This is a genomic window from Staphylococcus sp. HMSC063F05, from assembly GCF_001837075.1.
Classification (GTDB): domain Bacteria; phylum Bacillota; class Bacilli; order Staphylococcales; family Staphylococcaceae; genus Staphylococcus; species Staphylococcus epidermidis.
Genome location: NZ_KV831350.1, coordinates 79805 through 96283, shown reverse-complemented (window position 1 = coordinate 96283; position 16479 = coordinate 79805). Strand labels below are relative to the sequence as shown.

Here is a 16479-nt window from a genome sequence, read left to right as displayed (position 1 = left end):
CTCATTTACTGGCTATTATGCTAGGGAATTATGTACCAGCCTCGTTTTTTTATTTAATTTAAATTTCTTATGTTATCAATCTTACTTGTTTAATTGGCCTTTATAACATACTTTTCAATAATTTTTTGTAAAGATTCAAAATATACCTTTCGTTTTTTCAAAATATTGATAAAATAAAATGTGATAAATTCATTTCAAAGTCATCATTTTCCAATTGACAAAAATATAAAATTAATTTTAAAAACAATTTTTAAATATGTTGTCAATAATGTTTTTTATAGTAACAAAACGATTATTGCGTATTTTTAATAATTCTTTTATTATGTATTTAATAAGTCTTAATTTCAAAAATCATTTTTATTTATGTTATTTCTTTTAATGGGAGGTCACCATGAACAATATCCGTTTATTGAATCAAAACGATTTGGATTCCTATATTGAATTAATGAAATTTGGTCACCATAATTATGAATGGGATCGTTACTATTTAGAAAATGTTAGCATTGATAGACTCAAAACTATCTTGTCTAATCATACTGATTATTGGAATATATTTGGTGCTTTTGAAGATGATGAACTTGTTGCAACATGCACTTTAAAACAAATGAATTATGTAGGTAAATGCCATAAAGCTATTCTTGAAAATAATTTTGTTAAAAATAATGATGAAATTGTTAACCGAGAATTAATTAATCATATTATTCAATACGCTAAAGAACAAAATATTGAAACATTGATGATTGCTATTGCATCAAACAATATAAGTGCTAAAGTGTTCTTTAGTTCTATAGGTTTTGAAAATCTTGCTTTTGAAAAAAACGCTAGCAAAATTGGCAATGAATATTTTGACGAAAATTGGCTCATTTATTCAACAACTGAGTCATCAGATTAAAATGCTTATATTTACCTTTTAAACATTTTCATTATTATGTCCATACATCGATATAGTGCTTTTTAATCATGAGTTTATATGAATATTTAAAATGACTATTTCAAAAATCAGTAAAGCAAAACATATATTATTTAAGTGATTCCCATATACAAAAAAGTTAAAAATTTAGCCTCAAATGAAATTACACAAATCATTTGAGGCTATGTTGATTTTTCTATAATTATTGAACAATTAATGTACATTTATTATTAAAACTATCTTGTAAGTAAACTATTTTTTAATGGGATTAATTAAATCTTTAAAGATAAATTCTTCTCCATCGTATTCAAATTTTACAATGTTACAATTTCCTATTTCAAATTTACTTCCCTTGTCATACCCTAATATATTTCTTACAAACAAACCAATAGTGCTACCATGACTCACTGCTAGAATTGTCTCTCCATCTGTTGTATCCATCATTTCATAGAGTGCTCGATAAACCCTGTGTTCAACTTCAGATCTTGATTCTCCACCAAATGGTACAACAGCGTCACCATACAAATATCTAGGTTGTTTAATAGCTCTTAATAACTCGATACTTTCCCCTTCAAATAATCCAAACCCCCACTCTTTAAGATCTTTTACACACCAATATTGTTGGTTTGGTACAGCGTTCTCTAACGTGTCACATGCTCTTTGTTGTGGTGATGAATAAAGATAGTCAAAATGAATATTTTTCGTTTTAAAATATTGTTGTGCTGCATTCGCTTGTTGTACACCTAATGCAGTCAAAGGAGAATCACTAGCCCCTTGTATTTTACCTTTTAAGTTAAACACTGTTTGACCATGTCTCATTAAATATAATGTTTTAACCAATTGTAAACACCTCTTCACTCATTATTTAAGATATTCACCAAAGAATACACCCATCATTGTTTATGACACTTTTATTTAATCACTGCCAAATTACAAAGTAAACCAATGATTTAAAAAATTAGAAATCATACAATTTAAAAGCAAATTGTTTAATAAAATTTGTTTAGGGTATAACTTAACATTAGATTTACATGGAATAAAGGAGGATTAATGATGTCTACTCATAGTCAATGTAACTATGTCAATCCTATTTCAATTTCTTTAGATTGGGAATGTTTAATTATAAGCAAAACAGATATGCTACTCGATGGTGTACCTAAAGAATTAATTAATACTTGGTTAGATCAAAATGTTATCGAGCCGTTTTGTGTTCGTAATAATGAAATAAACTTTAAAACTAAAGATGTTTGGAATGCTCTTAAGACCCATAACTGGTATTATTCAAATTAATTGATATAGACTAATTGCACGATTTGTACTTTCGATTAACTGACGATCATTATAATTAAGAAGCACATAGGTTCTTATAGAATTATTATTTTTCTCTTCCTTTGGGAAACAAGCATCATTAAAAATGTATTGTGCTAAATGACCTAGTGGCGTATCGTCATTGATAAATCCTAAAATAAACTCATAAAAAGACATTTGATTTCAGCCCCTTTTTTAAAGTGTTAAAAACACTTGAGTCACCTACTTATATACTTTCACCTATTAATCATACCAGATTTCTCGAGTTTTTATGTGCAAAAAATTCTTTTTTGCACTATATACATAAACTTTTTTTGCTAATAATGATAATTTTCATTTATTTTTGTTCTTGTGATGAAATTACAGTTGTTAGAGGTTTAAAAATAACTATAACATTAAATTGATTCACATATAATAAAGTATTACTAATTTTTTTATTTTCACCATAAAAACGACAATGATGTGTATGTCTCAAATAAAATATTTTTTATGAATGTTAATATATTTACCTGTACGAAATAAATGATATTATAGTATATAAATAACTTAGTTCTATCAAGCAGTATCTATTGAGGTGTAACACCTATGAAATTAAACAAAGCAAATATATTCAATTTGATATTCACCATTTTATTTTTTTCATTTAACATTCTCATAACCTATAACGCAAATATAGATTATAAGTTATGGTTAATACCTGGTTTAGCAATTTGTGGTTTTGCTCTTTTTTCAAGCTTGACCTTAGTAATTATCTATAGTGATTTATTCAGTGAAATATTATTTTTTATCAACATTATCTTAGCACTGTATTACATTTATCCGATTTTTTATGAATTTGTCTAAATTTTTGACTAGGGAGGGATATCAATGAGCTTACATTTCCAAATTTTGCTGTGGCTTTCTATCTTATTTATCATCGCAGGAACGATATTATTGGTAACAATGCTTAAAACTAAAAAAGAAGAACGAAAAGAATCTTATCTAGGCTTTACTGTAATTTTCTTAATCTTTGGTTTTGCCATCTTAATTTATACTTTTATATTCGGAATTTTATAATATGTAGAAATAGAATCACTTTTAATGAAAAGGCATTATACTATATTATGCATCTCAAAGAGATAAACAATGTATTCTTTTTGAGATGCTTTTTAATAGCGTGATTATGATTTACTAGATTATATTTGAAGTAAATCAATTATTTTTGCAACTAGCTTTATGAATTATTCAAGGAGCTTCTTTAAATATATGAAATTAATATCTAAAAGCATATACTTATCATTTATATTTTTTATTTTTAGTCTCATGTTATTTACCAATCAAAGTTTCGCTAATGATAATAAACGTTTTCAGCTAAAACCAGGTGACATTATTGTTACAAAAGGTCCTGTTTTAAATGGTTTTTTTGGTCACTGTAGTTTGGCAATTGATCATGACACTGTACTTCAAATTGAAGGTCCAGGGGATAAACCAATGACGGAAGATTTTGAATCTTATCGTGACAGATATGGAAAAGGTAAAAATGAATGGATAAAAGTCTATCGATGTTCACACCCTAACGCTGGAACAAAAGCAGCTCAATGGGCAAAGAAACATTATGAGAATAGCGATAGCGAATATCTTGTTACATTCAACTTAAAAAGTGAAACATTTACATATTGCACTAAAATTATATATCAAGCATATAAATACGGCGTAGATAAAAATTCCGTAAGTGATCACGGTTTATATATTATTTCACCCTATGCGCTAACAGATAATTTTACAGATGAATATAAATTAAAATTAGTAAAAACATATTAAAAATCCCGATGGTAATGTGAACTTATGCTCGTATTTCACACCACCATTGGGATTTATAGTCATCCTTCTTTAAAATAGTTAATAAATTGGTCTTGCTTATCAATAAGTTCTAAATAGGAAATTGAACTAAACGGTATAATACGTGTACAATTTTTACATGGATAAATAATAACTTCGTTTTCATAATCAACATGAATATCATTCTCTAATACGATTCTCTTATTCCCTATAACAACGACAACTGATTTGAAACTATCATCATTCAAGTATTTTTTTAATAGATTTTTATTCATCACAACATCACATCCCTTTACTATAAATTACCACATTATTGTTAAAACAATGTGAAGATTTTGAATTCTTTTAATTCCTTTTGATTATAATCTTCCTTTTTGATGATTTATAAATTTTTCTTACTTTTATTATAAGAATTCTTTTCATTTATTAAATAGTATCTATTAAAATGGGTATAGAAAATATATAGTAAAAAGTTAGTATATAATAATTAAATGGAATTAAATTTATAACCTTATTAAATATTTAAGAACATTTATTGTTTATATAAAAAGGAGTTACCATGAGAAACAAAGACAATCAGCATTCGAGATTATATTATATTATTTTGACAATCGTTATTATCGCAATTTGTGTTGTTGTTGTAATACTTTTTAATACTTTAAAGACAAACCGTTCTCATTCTACCGATAGATACGCAGATTTTACTGAATTAAAAAAAGATACGATAAAAAATAAAGATTGGCGTATTAAAACAAAACACCGTAAAAATAAGGATATTTTAGTCACTGCAATTCACGGTGGTGGTATCGAACCAGGTACGACTGAAATTGCACGACGTATTTCCAATGTTGGAAAATATAATTTTTATACCTTTGAAGGTCTTCGAAAGTCTAATAACGATCAACTACATGTAACATCCACTCAATTTAACGAACCTATATTAGATAAGTTACTTAAAAACACTAAAGAAACATTATCTATACATGGATTCTCTGGAGATGACCCTATTGTTTATATCGGAGGTAAAGATAAAGAGATGTCTCACTCTATCACGAAAGAATTACGTAAAAAAGACTTTACTGTAAAAGAAAGTCCTAACAAAATCGATGCAAAGTCATCAGATAACATAGCTAATAAAAATGAATCTAACTCAGGTGTCCAATTAGAACTCACGACTGCATTGCGAAAACAGTTTTTCAAACATTATAAATTAGATCGACATACACGTAGTGATTCAGATAAATATACTAAAGATTTTTACAAATTTGCGAACGCAGTGCAAAAAGGTATCGAAAAGGTAAATTAAATTTTAAAATAAATATTGTAATACTTAAAAAAATCGCACTTACTTAAAATCTAATAAGTGGAATAATATTTATTTAACATAGTCGGAGGCAGATTTTGATGGAAAACCTTACAAAAGAACAAAAATATACAATAGCTAAATTTTATAAATTATATATGGAAAGATCTAATGCGGGGCAACCAGAAGAAGAAGCTAATCATTTTAAAGATTCTGTAACGGCACAAGATGATTATTTTTGTGATAGAAAATATGAAGATTTCATTCATAACTGTAAAGTCTTAATAAATGAAGGTTACTTAGATGGCGAGGTTGAAGATAACAAAATATATAATATTCAGGTTACAACAAAAGCTTTTACAGAAATTGAGCGTAGCTTTGGTTAAAAAGTACAAGTAAGGTGATGAATATGAAAGACTGGACAATTAACAATCATTCCAAACGACAATTGATTATTCAAAGTAATCATGATGATATTTCGATTATAGAACCATTGCGAAATGGTTCTTTTAAAATACTTGCTGAATTTAATGCGTTAAATACAGATTACATTCAAGTTTATGACCACACACTTGTTGTTTCTATACATGAGAAAGAGATTAGTGTGTTTGATCGATCTTCACAGTCAATTTAAAGTAAGTAACTATTTAATTTATAATTGTTTCAATTATTATTTAGAAGATTTTTAAAAAACACATCACTATAAAGCAATTTAGTTAGATATAAATATATTTTTGTGATAACCTATACATGTTACACTCTGTGAGTGTTTAACATTACTTCTTGTTATCGCCGTGCAGACTTTAATTTTCGTCATTATTAAAGTAACTGCATTGGCGTTTTTTTATTTCAAAAAGATTTTTTACTACAAATATAATAGAATTAACATTTGAAATATAGTAATCGTTATAAAACAAATACACTTTTTATTGTTATCTTTTATTTAATTTTATGAACTTATGGTATACATCAATAATCATCATAGATAAAATTGCTCTAAAACTAAACCAAAATAAAAGTATATTAATAAGTATACATCAACAATAAAAAAAGAATTACACACAAGAAATTCTATAAAGTGCAACGTAGAAAGCTAAATTGAGAATTTTAATAGAGATGTTTTATAGAGATAATAAATTGGTATTCGAACTACCAGTTGAAAATCTGACTAAAGGGCTTAATATTAATTTAGTTATCAACAAAAAAGCCTAAGACAGTTATTTCTGTCCTAGACTTAATAAAGATATATAATTATTACATCTTAACAACGTTTGCAGCTTGCTCACCACGTTCACCTTCGACGATATCGAATTCAACGCTTTGGCCTTCTTCTAAAGATTTATATCCATCTTCAACGATTGCTGAGAAATGCACGAATACATCTCCGCCATTTTCTCTTTCGATGAAACCAAAACCTTTTTCTGCATTAAACCATTTAACTGTACCGTTATTCATATAGAATACCTCCACGTGCTTTTGCACTAAATATTTGTAACAAATCCATTAATTAAAAGAGAATATTCTATAAAAATAATTCCACAATCAACTTCACGTACTTTATTACTTAACCACTACTATACGCTTATTTTTGGAAAAGTAAAGGGTTTTCTATATTTTATAAATTGTAGAGCTCTTAATAATGTCAAAAGCTATTTAAATAAGGCATTGTATAGATTAATAGTTTATTAAAACTAATAATCAAAATGAACTTTTCATAAAATCATAAATACATTTAACGATTAGGAACTATATTTTTTCTTACATTTATTTTTTTAACAGCGTGGCAATTAATATTTCTATCTACGCAAACTTAAACTTTTAACCAAATAAATCAAATACAATGTAACTGTAATCAATTGAATTGGAGGTGTATTTCATGTTTATTTTTGATTTATTAAATAAAGGTGTTCAATTTTTTAAAGATGTTTTTAAAACTGATGAAAAATAATCAAAACATTTAAGAGAACAATTAATACTTAAACCTTAAGCATTTTGTCGCACACGACTACATTACAAACACATTTATATCAATCTTTTTCAACTGTTAGACATAACGTATAGAATTTCACTTGAATATTCTACATGTTAAAAAGTTAGGGAAAGAAATAAAATTCTTCAAGAATTTTTTCTTTCCCTACTTTTAAAATATTAATCCTTACTAAACATATAATAATTATAAAATACATAAATTATATCATATTTTCTGCAACAGAAATGAATTCAAAGTTATTTTGTTTTCGAAATCATTTTACACTTAAGAATATTTTTTGATTACTTTAGAACTAGAAACCCAATTACTTTAGTTCAATACTATAATTTAGTTAACAAATACATAGGAGGTGAGTCACATGTTCATCATTAACTTAGTTAAAAAAGTTATCTCTTTTATCAAAGGTTTATTCGGTAATAACGAAAACGAATAATAATTAAACTATTCTCTACTCCGCCCCTCCTGTTAGAGGGGTTTTTTACGTCATTGATTGTACGACGTTGAACATAGCTCAATCAATACTATTCAAAATTCAACTGTGTAAAATGCACTCTTAAAAATGAAGTAGAACTATAGTCATAACGGCAGAATTATAAATAGTATTAGTGAAAGTATTTCTACAACGTTATCAACTTTCATCACAAAAAGACATAAAGATAAAACTGGGATAATAAAATTTAGTATCCATTAGCTATAACATAAACCTCATCAAACTTTATTTGGGAGTCCTTTTAATTCATTAAGATAAAGTTATATAATTAGAGTGTAAGTAACTTTTTCATATACATTATTTATGCAAAACAACTCATAATAAGTTAAATACTATTCCCCTATTCTTGAAGTTGTTTGAAATACTCCTCATCTAAATGATTGAGGTTTATATTTTCAATTTGAAGTGTTACATGTTCTAAACCGTATTGTGTTTTTAACAAATCCGAAACTTTATTTATTGTAGCATAAGGCGATTTAATGTAGTCATCACTTAGTACAACATGTGCACTTAAAGAACTTTGATTAGTTGTAACACTCCATAAATGGAATTCATGAATATCTATCACGCCTTCAACATCTTTCATTGCTCCCATAATTTCATCTGTATCATATCGATCCGGCACACGCTCCATCAGAACTTTTGAAGCATTTTTAATAATTTTGTATCCTCCTCTTAAAATAATCAATGAAATGAGAATACTAATAATTGGGTCAACAATGTTCCATCCAGTAAAATGAATCAACACAAACGCCACAATAATACCTAAAGAATTTAATAAATCACCAATAAAATGCCATAATGCACTTTGAATATTAATATTATTCTCTTTTTTTAGAGAAATCATGAAAATGATGGTCAATACGATATTGGCAATTAAACCAATAAACGCAATTAGAATCATAATGCCACTTTCAACAGGTCTAGGGTGTATAATTCTCATGATACCCTCATACATAATTCCTAGTGAAATAACAATAAGTGCTAAGCCATTGAGAAAAGCTACGATAATTTCCAAGCGTAAAAAACCATATGTATAGTTCTTTGTAGGTGGCTTGCTCGAGAAATAAATCGCTACCATTGATAAACCTAATGCTAGAACATCACTTAACATGTGAAATGAGTCAGAGAGTAACGCGAGTGAATTCGACACAATACCTCCTACGAACTCAACTACAGTGAATATCATAGTAATAACTAAAGATAACCATAATGTAATTTTTGAGCTACTTTGAAACTTTCTATGTTCAATGTGGTGAAAATAATCAGGTTTATTTTCCATGTCTTTCCTCCATCTTTTTACGTCTGTTTAATTTTAAAGTTATTATACCCTTAATCCCATTTAAATAACTTAAATGAGTATTCGTTTGTAACTTCTCTAACTTTTTATAACTCAATTTTTTTAATATGTCATAAAACTAACATATCCTGTAAATTAAAGCTCATATTATTTAAACATTTAAAGAACATAAAAGTAATATAATTAGGTTGAATTATATTAAAGTTTCTCTTTTTAACAACGCTAATGGTGTTTAAATATATAGGAGGAACATAAGGAGACATGCAGAATGAAGCATCAAAAAAATCAGAGCAGGTTTAAACTACTAATAGCTGGCATAATAGCAGGACTTTTATCTGGTGTAGTCAAACTAGGTTGGGAGGTAATGTTCCCACCCCGAACACCTAGTAGAGATGCCACTAACCCACCTCAACAACTCTTACAATTACTAGGAATACCGTCAGATATTACCCATCTCACATACAATTTTTCTGAGCATGCATTACCTTGGATAAGTTTTATCGTACACTATAGTTTTTCTATCGCTATTGCAATAATCTATATTTATATCGCAAAGAAATATACAAAAATCACACTAGGTTATGGTGCTTTATTTGGTATAGTTATTTGGATTGTTTTTCATTTAATCTTAATGCCAATTATGCATGTCGTACCGAATGCTTTTGATCAACCATTTTCAGAACACCTATCAGAATTTTTTGGACACATTGTTTGGATGATGGTTATAGAAATGGTCAGAAGGTATTTCTATAATATTCAATTAAATAAATAATCAATGAGAAACAAAGTTCCAAAAGAATTGCATTTTTGCATTCATTTGGAACTATTTTATTTCCTAACGTTATAAACAATATAGTATAGATACTTTTATGATTTTAAATTTCCCTTATTACATACACCAATAAACAATCAAACTATTTTTTAAATTACTTTGATAAATCATATGTTAATGACAACATTTTATATTCTCTATAATATAGTAGCAATTAGTACTAATATTGTCGGTTATAAATTTAAATTGTATACTGTATTTATATAAGAATTAATAAATGGAATACGTTTGCTATTGTCGGTTCGATGTTCAAATTAATAGTTATATAAATTTAATATTGGGAAAAATTACTAATGAAAGTTAAAGCATTAGTTGTTTTTCTTATCAATATCACTATTCTTAACGGCATGTGGTCTAAACTCTAAATAAAACACAAAAAATATTGAAAAGAGGAGTCAAATTAAAAACAAGGCATCTCAACTAGAAGAATTGCAATGAATAAGTTCATTGAACATTAATATAGTGACTTATGATTCTGAAAACTCTCAAAATACAATTCAAACTCAAGAATAAGCTATTGATGAAAGTAATAATTCTAAAGATACTCAATATAATCAAAATTCAAATACAACTTCAACAATTCGCAATAACAACCTAACTACAATCCAAATAACAAATATTTGAACATGTCAAATCAAGAATGGAGAAATAAAACAAGGAATAGACTATCATCTAGTGAGATGCAAATTCGTGACGAAATTCTCAATGATAATTATGAAGAGATAACGCACAGAAAGTTCTAGATGCAAATAATTATTCTAAAAATCAGTATAAAAATTGAAAATTTACAATTTAGTTCAACTAAATAGAAAGAGGTTTATATGTTATACGTAATTATAGGCTTTTTTATAATAGGAATCGGACTATATATTTTTAGTTTCTTTTTAGCACAAAATCAAGGATTATCTTATAAAAGTCATTGCAGAAATTTTTCTGCAGTTTTTATATCACTCGGTGTATTATGCTTAATGGGATATCTCGTTCATTATGTATCTAAACACTATTTAGGCATATAGTTATCTCTAGCAATTACACTTATCAACAATCGTAAATTTTTTAATTGAGCGAAAAAATAAGGGCTAACGTTTTATGTATAGACGGATAAAATACATCATTTAATTTATAGCTCTTTTTCATTTAGTCATCTTAACATACACGTTATTATTTATTACTAATGTAGTCACGTCACTATATATGCCTTACCTTTAATACCAACTTTAAGGATTAAAGATATAACCATCATGAATCACTCATAACTACATTTATTAGAATAATCGTATTGAAAATATCACTAAAGATACTTCAACAGTACCTCCTAGAAATAGACTAAAATTAGCCGTTAATACTATCCGACTTCATTTGTTTTATCGTCCTTGACATTAACGTTACGTAATAGATTAAAGTTAATCTTACCAATCCAATAAAGGAGGATTAACTATGGAATTATATAGTATGCCTATGTTTAATAAATTTTTAGTTAACGACATAGATAAATCATCGGAATGGTATCAAGAGAATTTAGGTTTTAAAAGTATTTTTAAATTTAAAAATGAACAAAATCAAATTTTAATGGAGCATTTACGATTAGCAAAATATCAAGATTTGATGTTAATTTCTGGCAAACAGTTTGAAGTCGGTAATGCAGTTTATACAAATATACTTGTACCAAATATTCGAATTTTAAAACAACGAATATCTTCTCAATATATCGTGGAAGATCTTGAAGAAAAACCATGGAATTCTATTGAAATGACAATTAAAGATTTAGATAATCATTTAATTACGCTTACACAAAGTAACATAAAAAATGAAGAATTTAATGCTTTGATGCAACATATTTCAAAAACTTTTTAAACTATTAAGATAAATCCCCTAGACAATAATTATTATTTAGGGGATTTTATTTATTAACAGTCCTTAATTAAATTAAAAGTATAATAATATCACACTCTTTATTTCTAATTTAATGAAGTAATTCAACAAATTTAATGATCACTATCCATTACTGGATTATATTAGATTTGTTAATACCATTGATTTGTATAACTTGAAATATCTATTCAGAAACTACGATTACATCTTTTGTATTATCGTTTTATCAGTATCTGATGAATATTTGAGTCCGAAACCTAAAGTTCTATCTATACTAATATGAGCTAACCATATTAAAGAAATCTGTAATAGTAACCTTTCATCAATGTATAAATATAATAGCGCGATAATTATAGGTGTGATATACGTGTGTCCAATATTGTAGACATAACTCCCTGTTTTTCTATTAATCACATATCCTAACATAAATATATCTGGAACTAATAGTAAAAGTAAAAACAGCCATATAGAAAATTCTAATTTAACATAAACGGCGATTGTGATTATGAATATAAATGTATTTTCCAACTTAATTACACTACGCATATTAACCCCCCTACTTTACTTTGAAGTATTTTAATTTAATAGTTACTACTACAATTTTAATAATTATCTCTTATTAAGGCTAAGCATCTTTTTAAAGCTGATATAGTGGTTATACTCATTGTGAATAGTAAATATTTAAAAAGTTTAACAAGTTATTACACTTTAAAATTCACTTATGATATTATCATCTTTGTTATATAACTCATATAAAGAATGGTGGAAATTTATGAGCAAAGTAAATAAACCTTTATATTTCTATCTTATGTTATTTCTGTTGACAACTTTAATTGGTGCTTTTCTACTCTATTTGCCCTATACAGGGAAGAAACCCATTAACTTTATTGACGCATTGTTTGTAGCTTCTAGCGCATTCACAGTAACAGGTCTATCACCAGTTGATGTTGGAACACAATTTAATATTTTTGGAGAAATCATTATCTTATTACTTATACAAATTGGTGGATTAGGTATTGTCACTGTAGCAATGCTAACTCTCATCTTTTTAAATAAGAAAATATCAATTAACAATAGAATTTTATTTATGATTACTTGGAATATTGACGAACCCGGTGGTGTAATTAAACTTATTAAACATCTAGCCATATACAGCATCGCCACTGAATTATTTGGTACACTTTGTCTATGTTTATCGTTTATTCCAAAATTTGGCATAGGTAAAGGTCTATTTTTAAGTTTATTCACTTCAGTTTCCGCATTTAACAACGCAGGATTCGCCCTTTTTAAAAACAACTTAATCGATTTTTCAAATGATCCGGTAATCATTATCACTATTCCAATACTTATCATTTTGGGAGGTTTGGGACATTTAGTCGTGGTTGATTTGTGGAACGCCAAAAGTTTTAGAAAATTATCCTTACACTCTAAACTCGTGTTAACTACCACTGGATTATTAATTTTGATAGGCACGGTTTTCTTCTTTTTACTAGAAAATCAAAACTCTATGTTACACATGGGATTAATTGAAAAAATAGGAAATGCATTTTTCCAATCAGTGACAACAAGGACTGCAGGATTTAACACAATTGACGTTGGAAACATTAAAACACCGACAGCTTTATTACTTATGGCTCTCATGTTTATTGGAGGTGCACCATTGAGTGCTGCAGGTGGTATAAAGGTTACAACTTTTGTTATTGCAACAATCGCTATTTTTAATACGATACGCAAAGAAAAAAACAACTCTATATTTAATAGAGAAATATCAGAAAGATACATACAGTTGTCTTTCGTAACTATTCTCATTTCTATTGCATTTATCGGTATGGTTACGTTTATACTTACCATAATCAATTCCAATATACCTTTAATCAAAATACTCTTCGAAGTCGTATCAGCATTCGGTACAGTCGGTCTCACTATGGATTTAACTTCCGAATACTATAATTGGACTGAGTTTATTATTATCATCGTAATGTTATGTGGTAAAATTGGATTACTGAATATTAGTAGAGCGCTTGTTCCACCTAAAGACCCTAAAAATTATAGATATACCAAAGGACACATTCACTTATAATGAGTTCCAATTATTGTAGAGTTAATATTCAAGGGTTAAAAAATATGAGGATAATTTCTAAGTTATTTAAAGCGTAATTGAAATGATTTTAAGTTCTAAAATTTTAACTATAAAAGGATATAGAAGCGCATTTGTTAAGTATAAACCTACAAATGCGCTTCTTTTTTATTGTATTTAGATTGTTCATTACTGTTTCAAAATATCTTTCTTTAAATCATTTGTTAAATGTCAGTATTTTAATTTTATACTATAACACCTATGAATTGAAATGAGTCACTTAAGATATATAGACAAATTATCATATATGAATGATAAGATAACAAGTACAAAGGTAATGTTAAAGTAATTATATAAAATAACTAAATAATCAAAAGTTTCCAATCATATTTTATAATGATAAATATTAAAAAGTAGTTGATATATATTTTTCAAATAAAATTAAATATGACAGTTCTAGAAATCTGTTGAAACTTTTATTTCTCAATTTAAAAAAGAGCAAGATGTGCTATGTCTTTTTACTTATTCAATCATAATAATTTTAATCTAGTTTTCAATGATCGAAAATCATTAAGAATAATCAATCATATCTATAATGTAAAAGGAGAAATGTAAATGAAATTTAGAGAATGGACAATAACGATTAACGGAAAAGGGCCTATAAATGTTGTAGCCAATGAAGATACTTTACTCATATTACAGAAATATCAACATGTCGAAGTAGCATTAAAAATAGATAATGAGACGGTTCAAGTTAAATCTCTCGGTTATAACGAAGATATAATTATTAACCATAATACTAAAGAAATTACGATTAATGTAACCAACTTTTTAGAAGATGATGAATAATTTGGAAATGAATGCAACTAACAAGCAGTAGAGTATTATTTAATTGATATCTTTAATTTTAGTAAAAAAATTATATTTGAAGTAGCAATTATCGTAAAAACGGCATTATTTCTAATAAACAGTTTTAGTAGTTTAGTATTAATCATTTATATTTTTAAGATATATTATATGTAAAAGTCTTTAATATAACATCTAAAATGATTATTCCAACTTTCAATAAAAAATCGATTTGAAGTTTAATGAGAAATATATGCTAACTACTTCAATATTTCTTCATTAAGATATAAGTATGCTAAAACTCCCAAAGGAATACCAAACAATGGCGTGGTAAAAATACTCGCTAAAAATATATACAATATTAAATAACATATTTCTTCAGTTTGCCATTTTTTATTTATGAGAACTTTCCATATTTCCTTTAAACTCAAATAAATTCTCCTTCTTAAAAATTTTAATTAGTAAAATATATGGTTGAGAATGTTTTAATAAAATAATAATTATTGTTATTTTATTAAAACATTTCTTCAAAACCTTTAACTATTTTAGGACATTAGTTTAGATTCGTATTAAACAACTTAATAAAGATACCATATACCTCTAATACACTAATTAATCTCATTATAGTTTAACACTGCAGTATATCAACACATTATATCGCAAAAGTTCATTGACAATAAATTGTGAAAAAATAATATCTGATTATGACACATCTCTTTTTACATTATCTTAGATTATCTACTTCTAAGGGTATTTTTACCTTTTTCTATATTTTCTTCGTATGATTATTTAAAATAAGATAAATATATAGCTAAACTAACCATAATTAAAGTAATTACACTATGTAAAAAAGCTAATCTTTATCATTTTCTTATCCATATTTGTACTATTGTTTCTCCTTCTATAATCCATATCAGATAAGAATACAAAAATTAATCCTAATACGATGGCAATGTAAATATTCAATATGTCTCCCCTCGTTTAATATATACAATTAGCAATTTTATATTTAAAACTACCTCTTTCAACATAATAGAATATTTCTCTAAGCTCTTAAACACAAAAAACTTTAACGTATTTATGAATATTGTATATTCATAAATATTGTAATGTTATTATAATTTAGGTGAACTTTAACAACATTTTAAACGGAGGGATATAAAATGAAATTGAAACTATTAGGAACATTAGCACTCTCGTCAATAATATTAACAGCATGTGGACAAGAAAATGTAAAAAAAACAGAAAGCAATCCAAAAGAAGAACAAAATAAAACGGATAATATGCAAACTAATGGGAGCGTAACAAATTCTAATAGTAATCAAAAACAAAAAACAGCTCAAAAACAAATTTCCGCTCAAGAAGCAGAACAAATTGTCTCGAACTATTACATTAATAAAGGGATTAATAAGCAACAAGTTCTTGAATTTAAAACAAATATAGATAGAAGCAATGCTAATGAATATTATGTTGAACACCTTGTAAGAGATGCAGCCGGAACTCCTATAAAATTTTGTGCTGTAGTAAACAAAAGTACAGGTGAAGTGATCAATCGATTTAATGACATGAATGAGGAAGAAATGAAGGAATTTGAGGAATTTAAAAAAAGAAGTCCTAAGTACCATAATTCTGGTGAAGAAAAAAATAAAATGCAAGAAAATTCTTCATCTTCCGAACAACAAGAAGTCCACAATTCTGTTATATAACAAACAATCGATGAAGTAAAAAAATTT

General features: G+C 26.8%; 21 protein-coding genes. 14 read left to right on the top strand and 7 right to left on the bottom strand.

Annotation, left to right across the window (positions count from 1 at the left end; genetic code table 11):
- The first annotated feature begins 391 nt into the window (after window positions 1-391).
- A complete protein-coding gene (locus HMPREF2576_RS07690; RefSeq protein ID WP_001829623.1) occupies window positions 392-892 on the top strand; it encodes a GNAT family N-acetyltransferase in 501 nt (166 codons plus the stop codon).
- A gap of 270 nt (window positions 893-1162) precedes the next feature.
- Here HMPREF2576_RS07690 and HMPREF2576_RS07685 read toward each other — a convergent pair whose 3' ends face one another.
- Window positions 1163-1750 carry a histidine phosphatase family protein gene (locus HMPREF2576_RS07685; protein WP_001829615.1) on the bottom strand — a complete coding sequence of 196 codons (588 nt, stop codon included), beginning with the start codon at window positions 1748-1750 and terminating at the stop codon, window positions 1163-1165.
- Between the two features lie 213 nt (window positions 1751-1963).
- Here HMPREF2576_RS07685 and HMPREF2576_RS07680 point away from each other — a divergent pair, with 213 nt between their 5' ends.
- A complete protein-coding gene (locus HMPREF2576_RS07680; RefSeq protein ID WP_070856566.1) occupies window positions 1964-2200 on the top strand; it encodes a hypothetical protein in 237 nt (78 codons plus the stop codon).
- Here the strand turns inward: HMPREF2576_RS07680 and HMPREF2576_RS07675 are convergent.
- Complete coding sequence (locus tag HMPREF2576_RS07675) at window positions 2192-2395, bottom strand: sterile alpha motif-like domain-containing protein (protein WP_001829671.1); 204 nt, start codon at window positions 2393-2395, stop codon at window positions 2192-2194. The two genes, HMPREF2576_RS07680 and HMPREF2576_RS07675, sit on opposite strands and share 9 nt — an antisense overlap.
- A 408-nt stretch (window positions 2396-2803) precedes the next feature.
- On the opposite strand from HMPREF2576_RS07675, the gene tsaA reads away from it, so the two are divergent.
- From tsaA to lnsA, 3 genes are all read left to right on the top strand, one after another.
- Window positions 2804-3061, top strand: a complete 258-nt coding sequence (tsaA, locus tag HMPREF2576_RS12520) for a type II toxin-antitoxin system antitoxin TsaA (protein ID WP_002438963.1) — start codon at window positions 2804-2806, stop codon at window positions 3059-3061.
- Between the two features lie 24 nt (window positions 3062-3085).
- The gene (tsaT, locus tag HMPREF2576_RS07670; RefSeq protein WP_001829569.1) at window positions 3086-3274 is read left to right on the top strand and encodes a type II toxin-antitoxin system toxin TsaT; all 189 of its coding nucleotides are present in this window, start codon (window positions 3086-3088) and stop codon (window positions 3272-3274) included.
- Window positions 3275-3463: 189 nt separating this feature from the next.
- Window positions 3464-4018, top strand: coding sequence for a lipoprotein N-acylation protein LnsA (lnsA, locus tag HMPREF2576_RS07665; protein WP_001829566.1), 555 nt, complete (start codon window positions 3464-3466; stop codon window positions 4016-4018).
- Between the two features lie 59 nt (window positions 4019-4077).
- Here lnsA and HMPREF2576_RS07660 read toward each other — a convergent pair whose 3' ends face one another.
- Window positions 4078-4311: a hypothetical protein gene (locus HMPREF2576_RS07660; RefSeq protein WP_001829664.1), complete on the bottom strand. Its 234-nt coding sequence runs from the start codon at window positions 4309-4311 to the stop codon at window positions 4078-4080.
- Between the two features lie 284 nt (window positions 4312-4595).
- Between HMPREF2576_RS07660 and HMPREF2576_RS07655 the strand changes: the two genes are divergently transcribed.
- The 3 genes from HMPREF2576_RS07655 to HMPREF2576_RS07645 all read left to right on the top strand — a co-directional run bounded on the left by HMPREF2576_RS07655 (window position 4596) and on the right by HMPREF2576_RS07645 (window position 5973).
- A complete protein-coding gene (locus HMPREF2576_RS07655; protein ID WP_001829580.1) occupies window positions 4596-5342 on the top strand; it encodes a poly-gamma-glutamate hydrolase family protein in 747 nt (248 codons plus the stop codon).
- A 98-nt stretch (window positions 5343-5440) separates the two neighbouring features.
- Window positions 5441-5725: a hypothetical protein gene (locus HMPREF2576_RS07650; protein WP_001829635.1), complete on the top strand. Its 285-nt coding sequence runs from the start codon at window positions 5441-5443 to the stop codon at window positions 5723-5725.
- Window positions 5726-5748: 23 nt separating this feature from the next.
- The gene (locus tag HMPREF2576_RS07645; protein ID WP_001829613.1) at window positions 5749-5973 is read left to right on the top strand and encodes a hypothetical protein; all 225 of its coding nucleotides are present in this window, start codon (window positions 5749-5751) and stop codon (window positions 5971-5973) included.
- Between the two features lie 620 nt (window positions 5974-6593).
- On the opposite strand, the gene HMPREF2576_RS07640 is transcribed toward HMPREF2576_RS07645, so the two are convergent.
- The gene (locus HMPREF2576_RS07640) at window positions 6594-6794 is read right to left on the bottom strand and encodes a cold-shock protein (RefSeq protein WP_001829681.1); all 201 of its coding nucleotides are present in this window, start codon (window positions 6792-6794) and stop codon (window positions 6594-6596) included.
- An 893-nt stretch (window positions 6795-7687) separates the two neighbouring features.
- On the opposite strand from HMPREF2576_RS07640, the gene HMPREF2576_RS12655 reads away from it, so the two are divergent.
- The gene (locus tag HMPREF2576_RS12655; protein ID WP_095658922.1) at window positions 7688-7762 is read left to right on the top strand and encodes an epsilon family phenol-soluble modulin; all 75 of its coding nucleotides are present in this window, start codon (window positions 7688-7690) and stop codon (window positions 7760-7762) included.
- Between the two features lie 397 nt (window positions 7763-8159).
- On the opposite strand, the gene HMPREF2576_RS07635 is transcribed toward HMPREF2576_RS12655, so the two are convergent.
- Window positions 8160-9101, bottom strand: coding sequence for a cation diffusion facilitator family transporter (locus HMPREF2576_RS07635; protein WP_070856565.1), 942 nt, complete (start codon window positions 9099-9101; stop codon window positions 8160-8162).
- A 286-nt stretch (window positions 9102-9387) separates the two neighbouring features.
- Here HMPREF2576_RS07635 and HMPREF2576_RS07630 point away from each other — a divergent pair, with 286 nt between their 5' ends.
- Both HMPREF2576_RS07630 and HMPREF2576_RS07625 read left to right on the top strand, forming a co-directional pair.
- On the top strand, window positions 9388-9891 hold the full coding sequence (locus HMPREF2576_RS07630; RefSeq protein ID WP_001829674.1) for a YagU family protein: 504 nt from the start codon (window positions 9388-9390) through the stop codon (window positions 9889-9891).
- A gap of 1497 nt (window positions 9892-11388) precedes the next feature.
- Entirely contained in the window at window positions 11389-11805 is a 417-nt protein-coding gene (locus tag HMPREF2576_RS07625) for a VOC family protein (RefSeq protein WP_002501741.1), read from the top strand.
- 219 nt (window positions 11806-12024) lie between these two features.
- On the opposite strand, the gene HMPREF2576_RS07620 is transcribed toward HMPREF2576_RS07625, so the two are convergent.
- Window positions 12025-12369 carry a DUF4260 domain-containing protein gene (locus tag HMPREF2576_RS07620; protein ID WP_001832602.1) on the bottom strand — a complete coding sequence of 115 codons (345 nt, stop codon included), beginning with the start codon at window positions 12367-12369 and terminating at the stop codon, window positions 12025-12027.
- A 226-nt stretch (window positions 12370-12595) separates the two neighbouring features.
- Here HMPREF2576_RS07620 and HMPREF2576_RS07615 point away from each other — a divergent pair, with 226 nt between their 5' ends.
- Window positions 12596-13903: a TrkH family potassium uptake protein gene (locus HMPREF2576_RS07615; RefSeq protein ID WP_001832616.1), complete on the top strand. Its 1308-nt coding sequence runs from the start codon at window positions 12596-12598 to the stop codon at window positions 13901-13903.
- Between the two features lie 612 nt (window positions 13904-14515).
- Window positions 14516-14749, top strand: a complete 234-nt coding sequence (locus HMPREF2576_RS07610; RefSeq protein ID WP_001829658.1) for a hypothetical protein — start codon at window positions 14516-14518, stop codon at window positions 14747-14749.
- 257 nt (window positions 14750-15006) lie between these two features.
- Here HMPREF2576_RS07610 and HMPREF2576_RS12180 read toward each other — a convergent pair whose 3' ends face one another.
- Window positions 15007-15177 carry a VraH family peptide resistance protein gene (locus HMPREF2576_RS12180; RefSeq protein WP_001829642.1) on the bottom strand — a complete coding sequence of 57 codons (171 nt, stop codon included), beginning with the start codon at window positions 15175-15177 and terminating at the stop codon, window positions 15007-15009.
- Window positions 15178-15909: 732 nt separating this feature from the next.
- Between HMPREF2576_RS12180 and HMPREF2576_RS07605 the strand changes: the two genes are divergently transcribed.
- Window positions 15910-16452, top strand: coding sequence for a hypothetical protein (locus HMPREF2576_RS07605; RefSeq protein ID WP_001832592.1), 543 nt, complete (start codon window positions 15910-15912; stop codon window positions 16450-16452).
- Window positions 16453-16479: the final 27 nt, after the last annotated feature.

Coding starts and splice junctions, on each gene's coding strand:
- HMPREF2576_RS07690 (WP_001829623.1), top strand. CDS start 392: ATGAACAATATCCGTTTATTGAATCAAAACGATTTGGATTCCTATATT.
- HMPREF2576_RS07680 (WP_070856566.1), top strand. CDS start 1,964: ATGTCTACTCATAGTCAATGTAACTATGTCAATCCTATTTCAATTTCT.
- HMPREF2576_RS07675 (WP_001829671.1), bottom strand. CDS start 2,395: ATGTCTTTTTATGAGTTTATTTTAGGATTTATCAATGACGATACGCCA.
- tsaA (WP_002438963.1), top strand. CDS start 2,804: ATGAAATTAAACAAAGCAAATATATTCAATTTGATATTCACCATTTTA.
- tsaT (WP_001829569.1), top strand. CDS start 3,086: ATGAGCTTACATTTCCAAATTTTGCTGTGGCTTTCTATCTTATTTATC.
- lnsA (WP_001829566.1), top strand. CDS start 3,464: ATGAAATTAATATCTAAAAGCATATACTTATCATTTATATTTTTTATT.
- HMPREF2576_RS07660 (WP_001829664.1), bottom strand. CDS start 4,311: ATGAATAAAAATCTATTAAAAAAATACTTGAATGATGATAGTTTCAAA.
- HMPREF2576_RS07655 (WP_001829580.1), top strand. CDS start 4,596: ATGAGAAACAAAGACAATCAGCATTCGAGATTATATTATATTATTTTG.
- HMPREF2576_RS07650 (WP_001829635.1), top strand. CDS start 5,441: ATGGAAAACCTTACAAAAGAACAAAAATATACAATAGCTAAATTTTAT.
- HMPREF2576_RS07645 (WP_001829613.1), top strand. CDS start 5,749: ATGAAAGACTGGACAATTAACAATCATTCCAAACGACAATTGATTATT.
- HMPREF2576_RS07640 (WP_001829681.1), bottom strand. CDS start 6,794: ATGAATAACGGTACAGTTAAATGGTTTAATGCAGAAAAAGGTTTTGGT.
- HMPREF2576_RS07635 (WP_070856565.1), bottom strand. CDS start 9,101: ATGGAAAATAAACCTGATTATTTTCACCACATTGAACATAGAAAGTTT.
- HMPREF2576_RS07630 (WP_001829674.1), top strand. CDS start 9,388: ATGAAGCATCAAAAAAATCAGAGCAGGTTTAAACTACTAATAGCTGGC.
- HMPREF2576_RS07625 (WP_002501741.1), top strand. CDS start 11,389: ATGGAATTATATAGTATGCCTATGTTTAATAAATTTTTAGTTAACGAC.
- HMPREF2576_RS07620 (WP_001832602.1), bottom strand. CDS start 12,369: ATGCGTAGTGTAATTAAGTTGGAAAATACATTTATATTCATAATCACA.
- HMPREF2576_RS07615 (WP_001832616.1), top strand. CDS start 12,596: ATGAGCAAAGTAAATAAACCTTTATATTTCTATCTTATGTTATTTCTG.
- HMPREF2576_RS07610 (WP_001829658.1), top strand. CDS start 14,516: ATGAAATTTAGAGAATGGACAATAACGATTAACGGAAAAGGGCCTATA.
- HMPREF2576_RS07605 (WP_001832592.1), top strand. CDS start 15,910: ATGAAATTGAAACTATTAGGAACATTAGCACTCTCGTCAATAATATTA.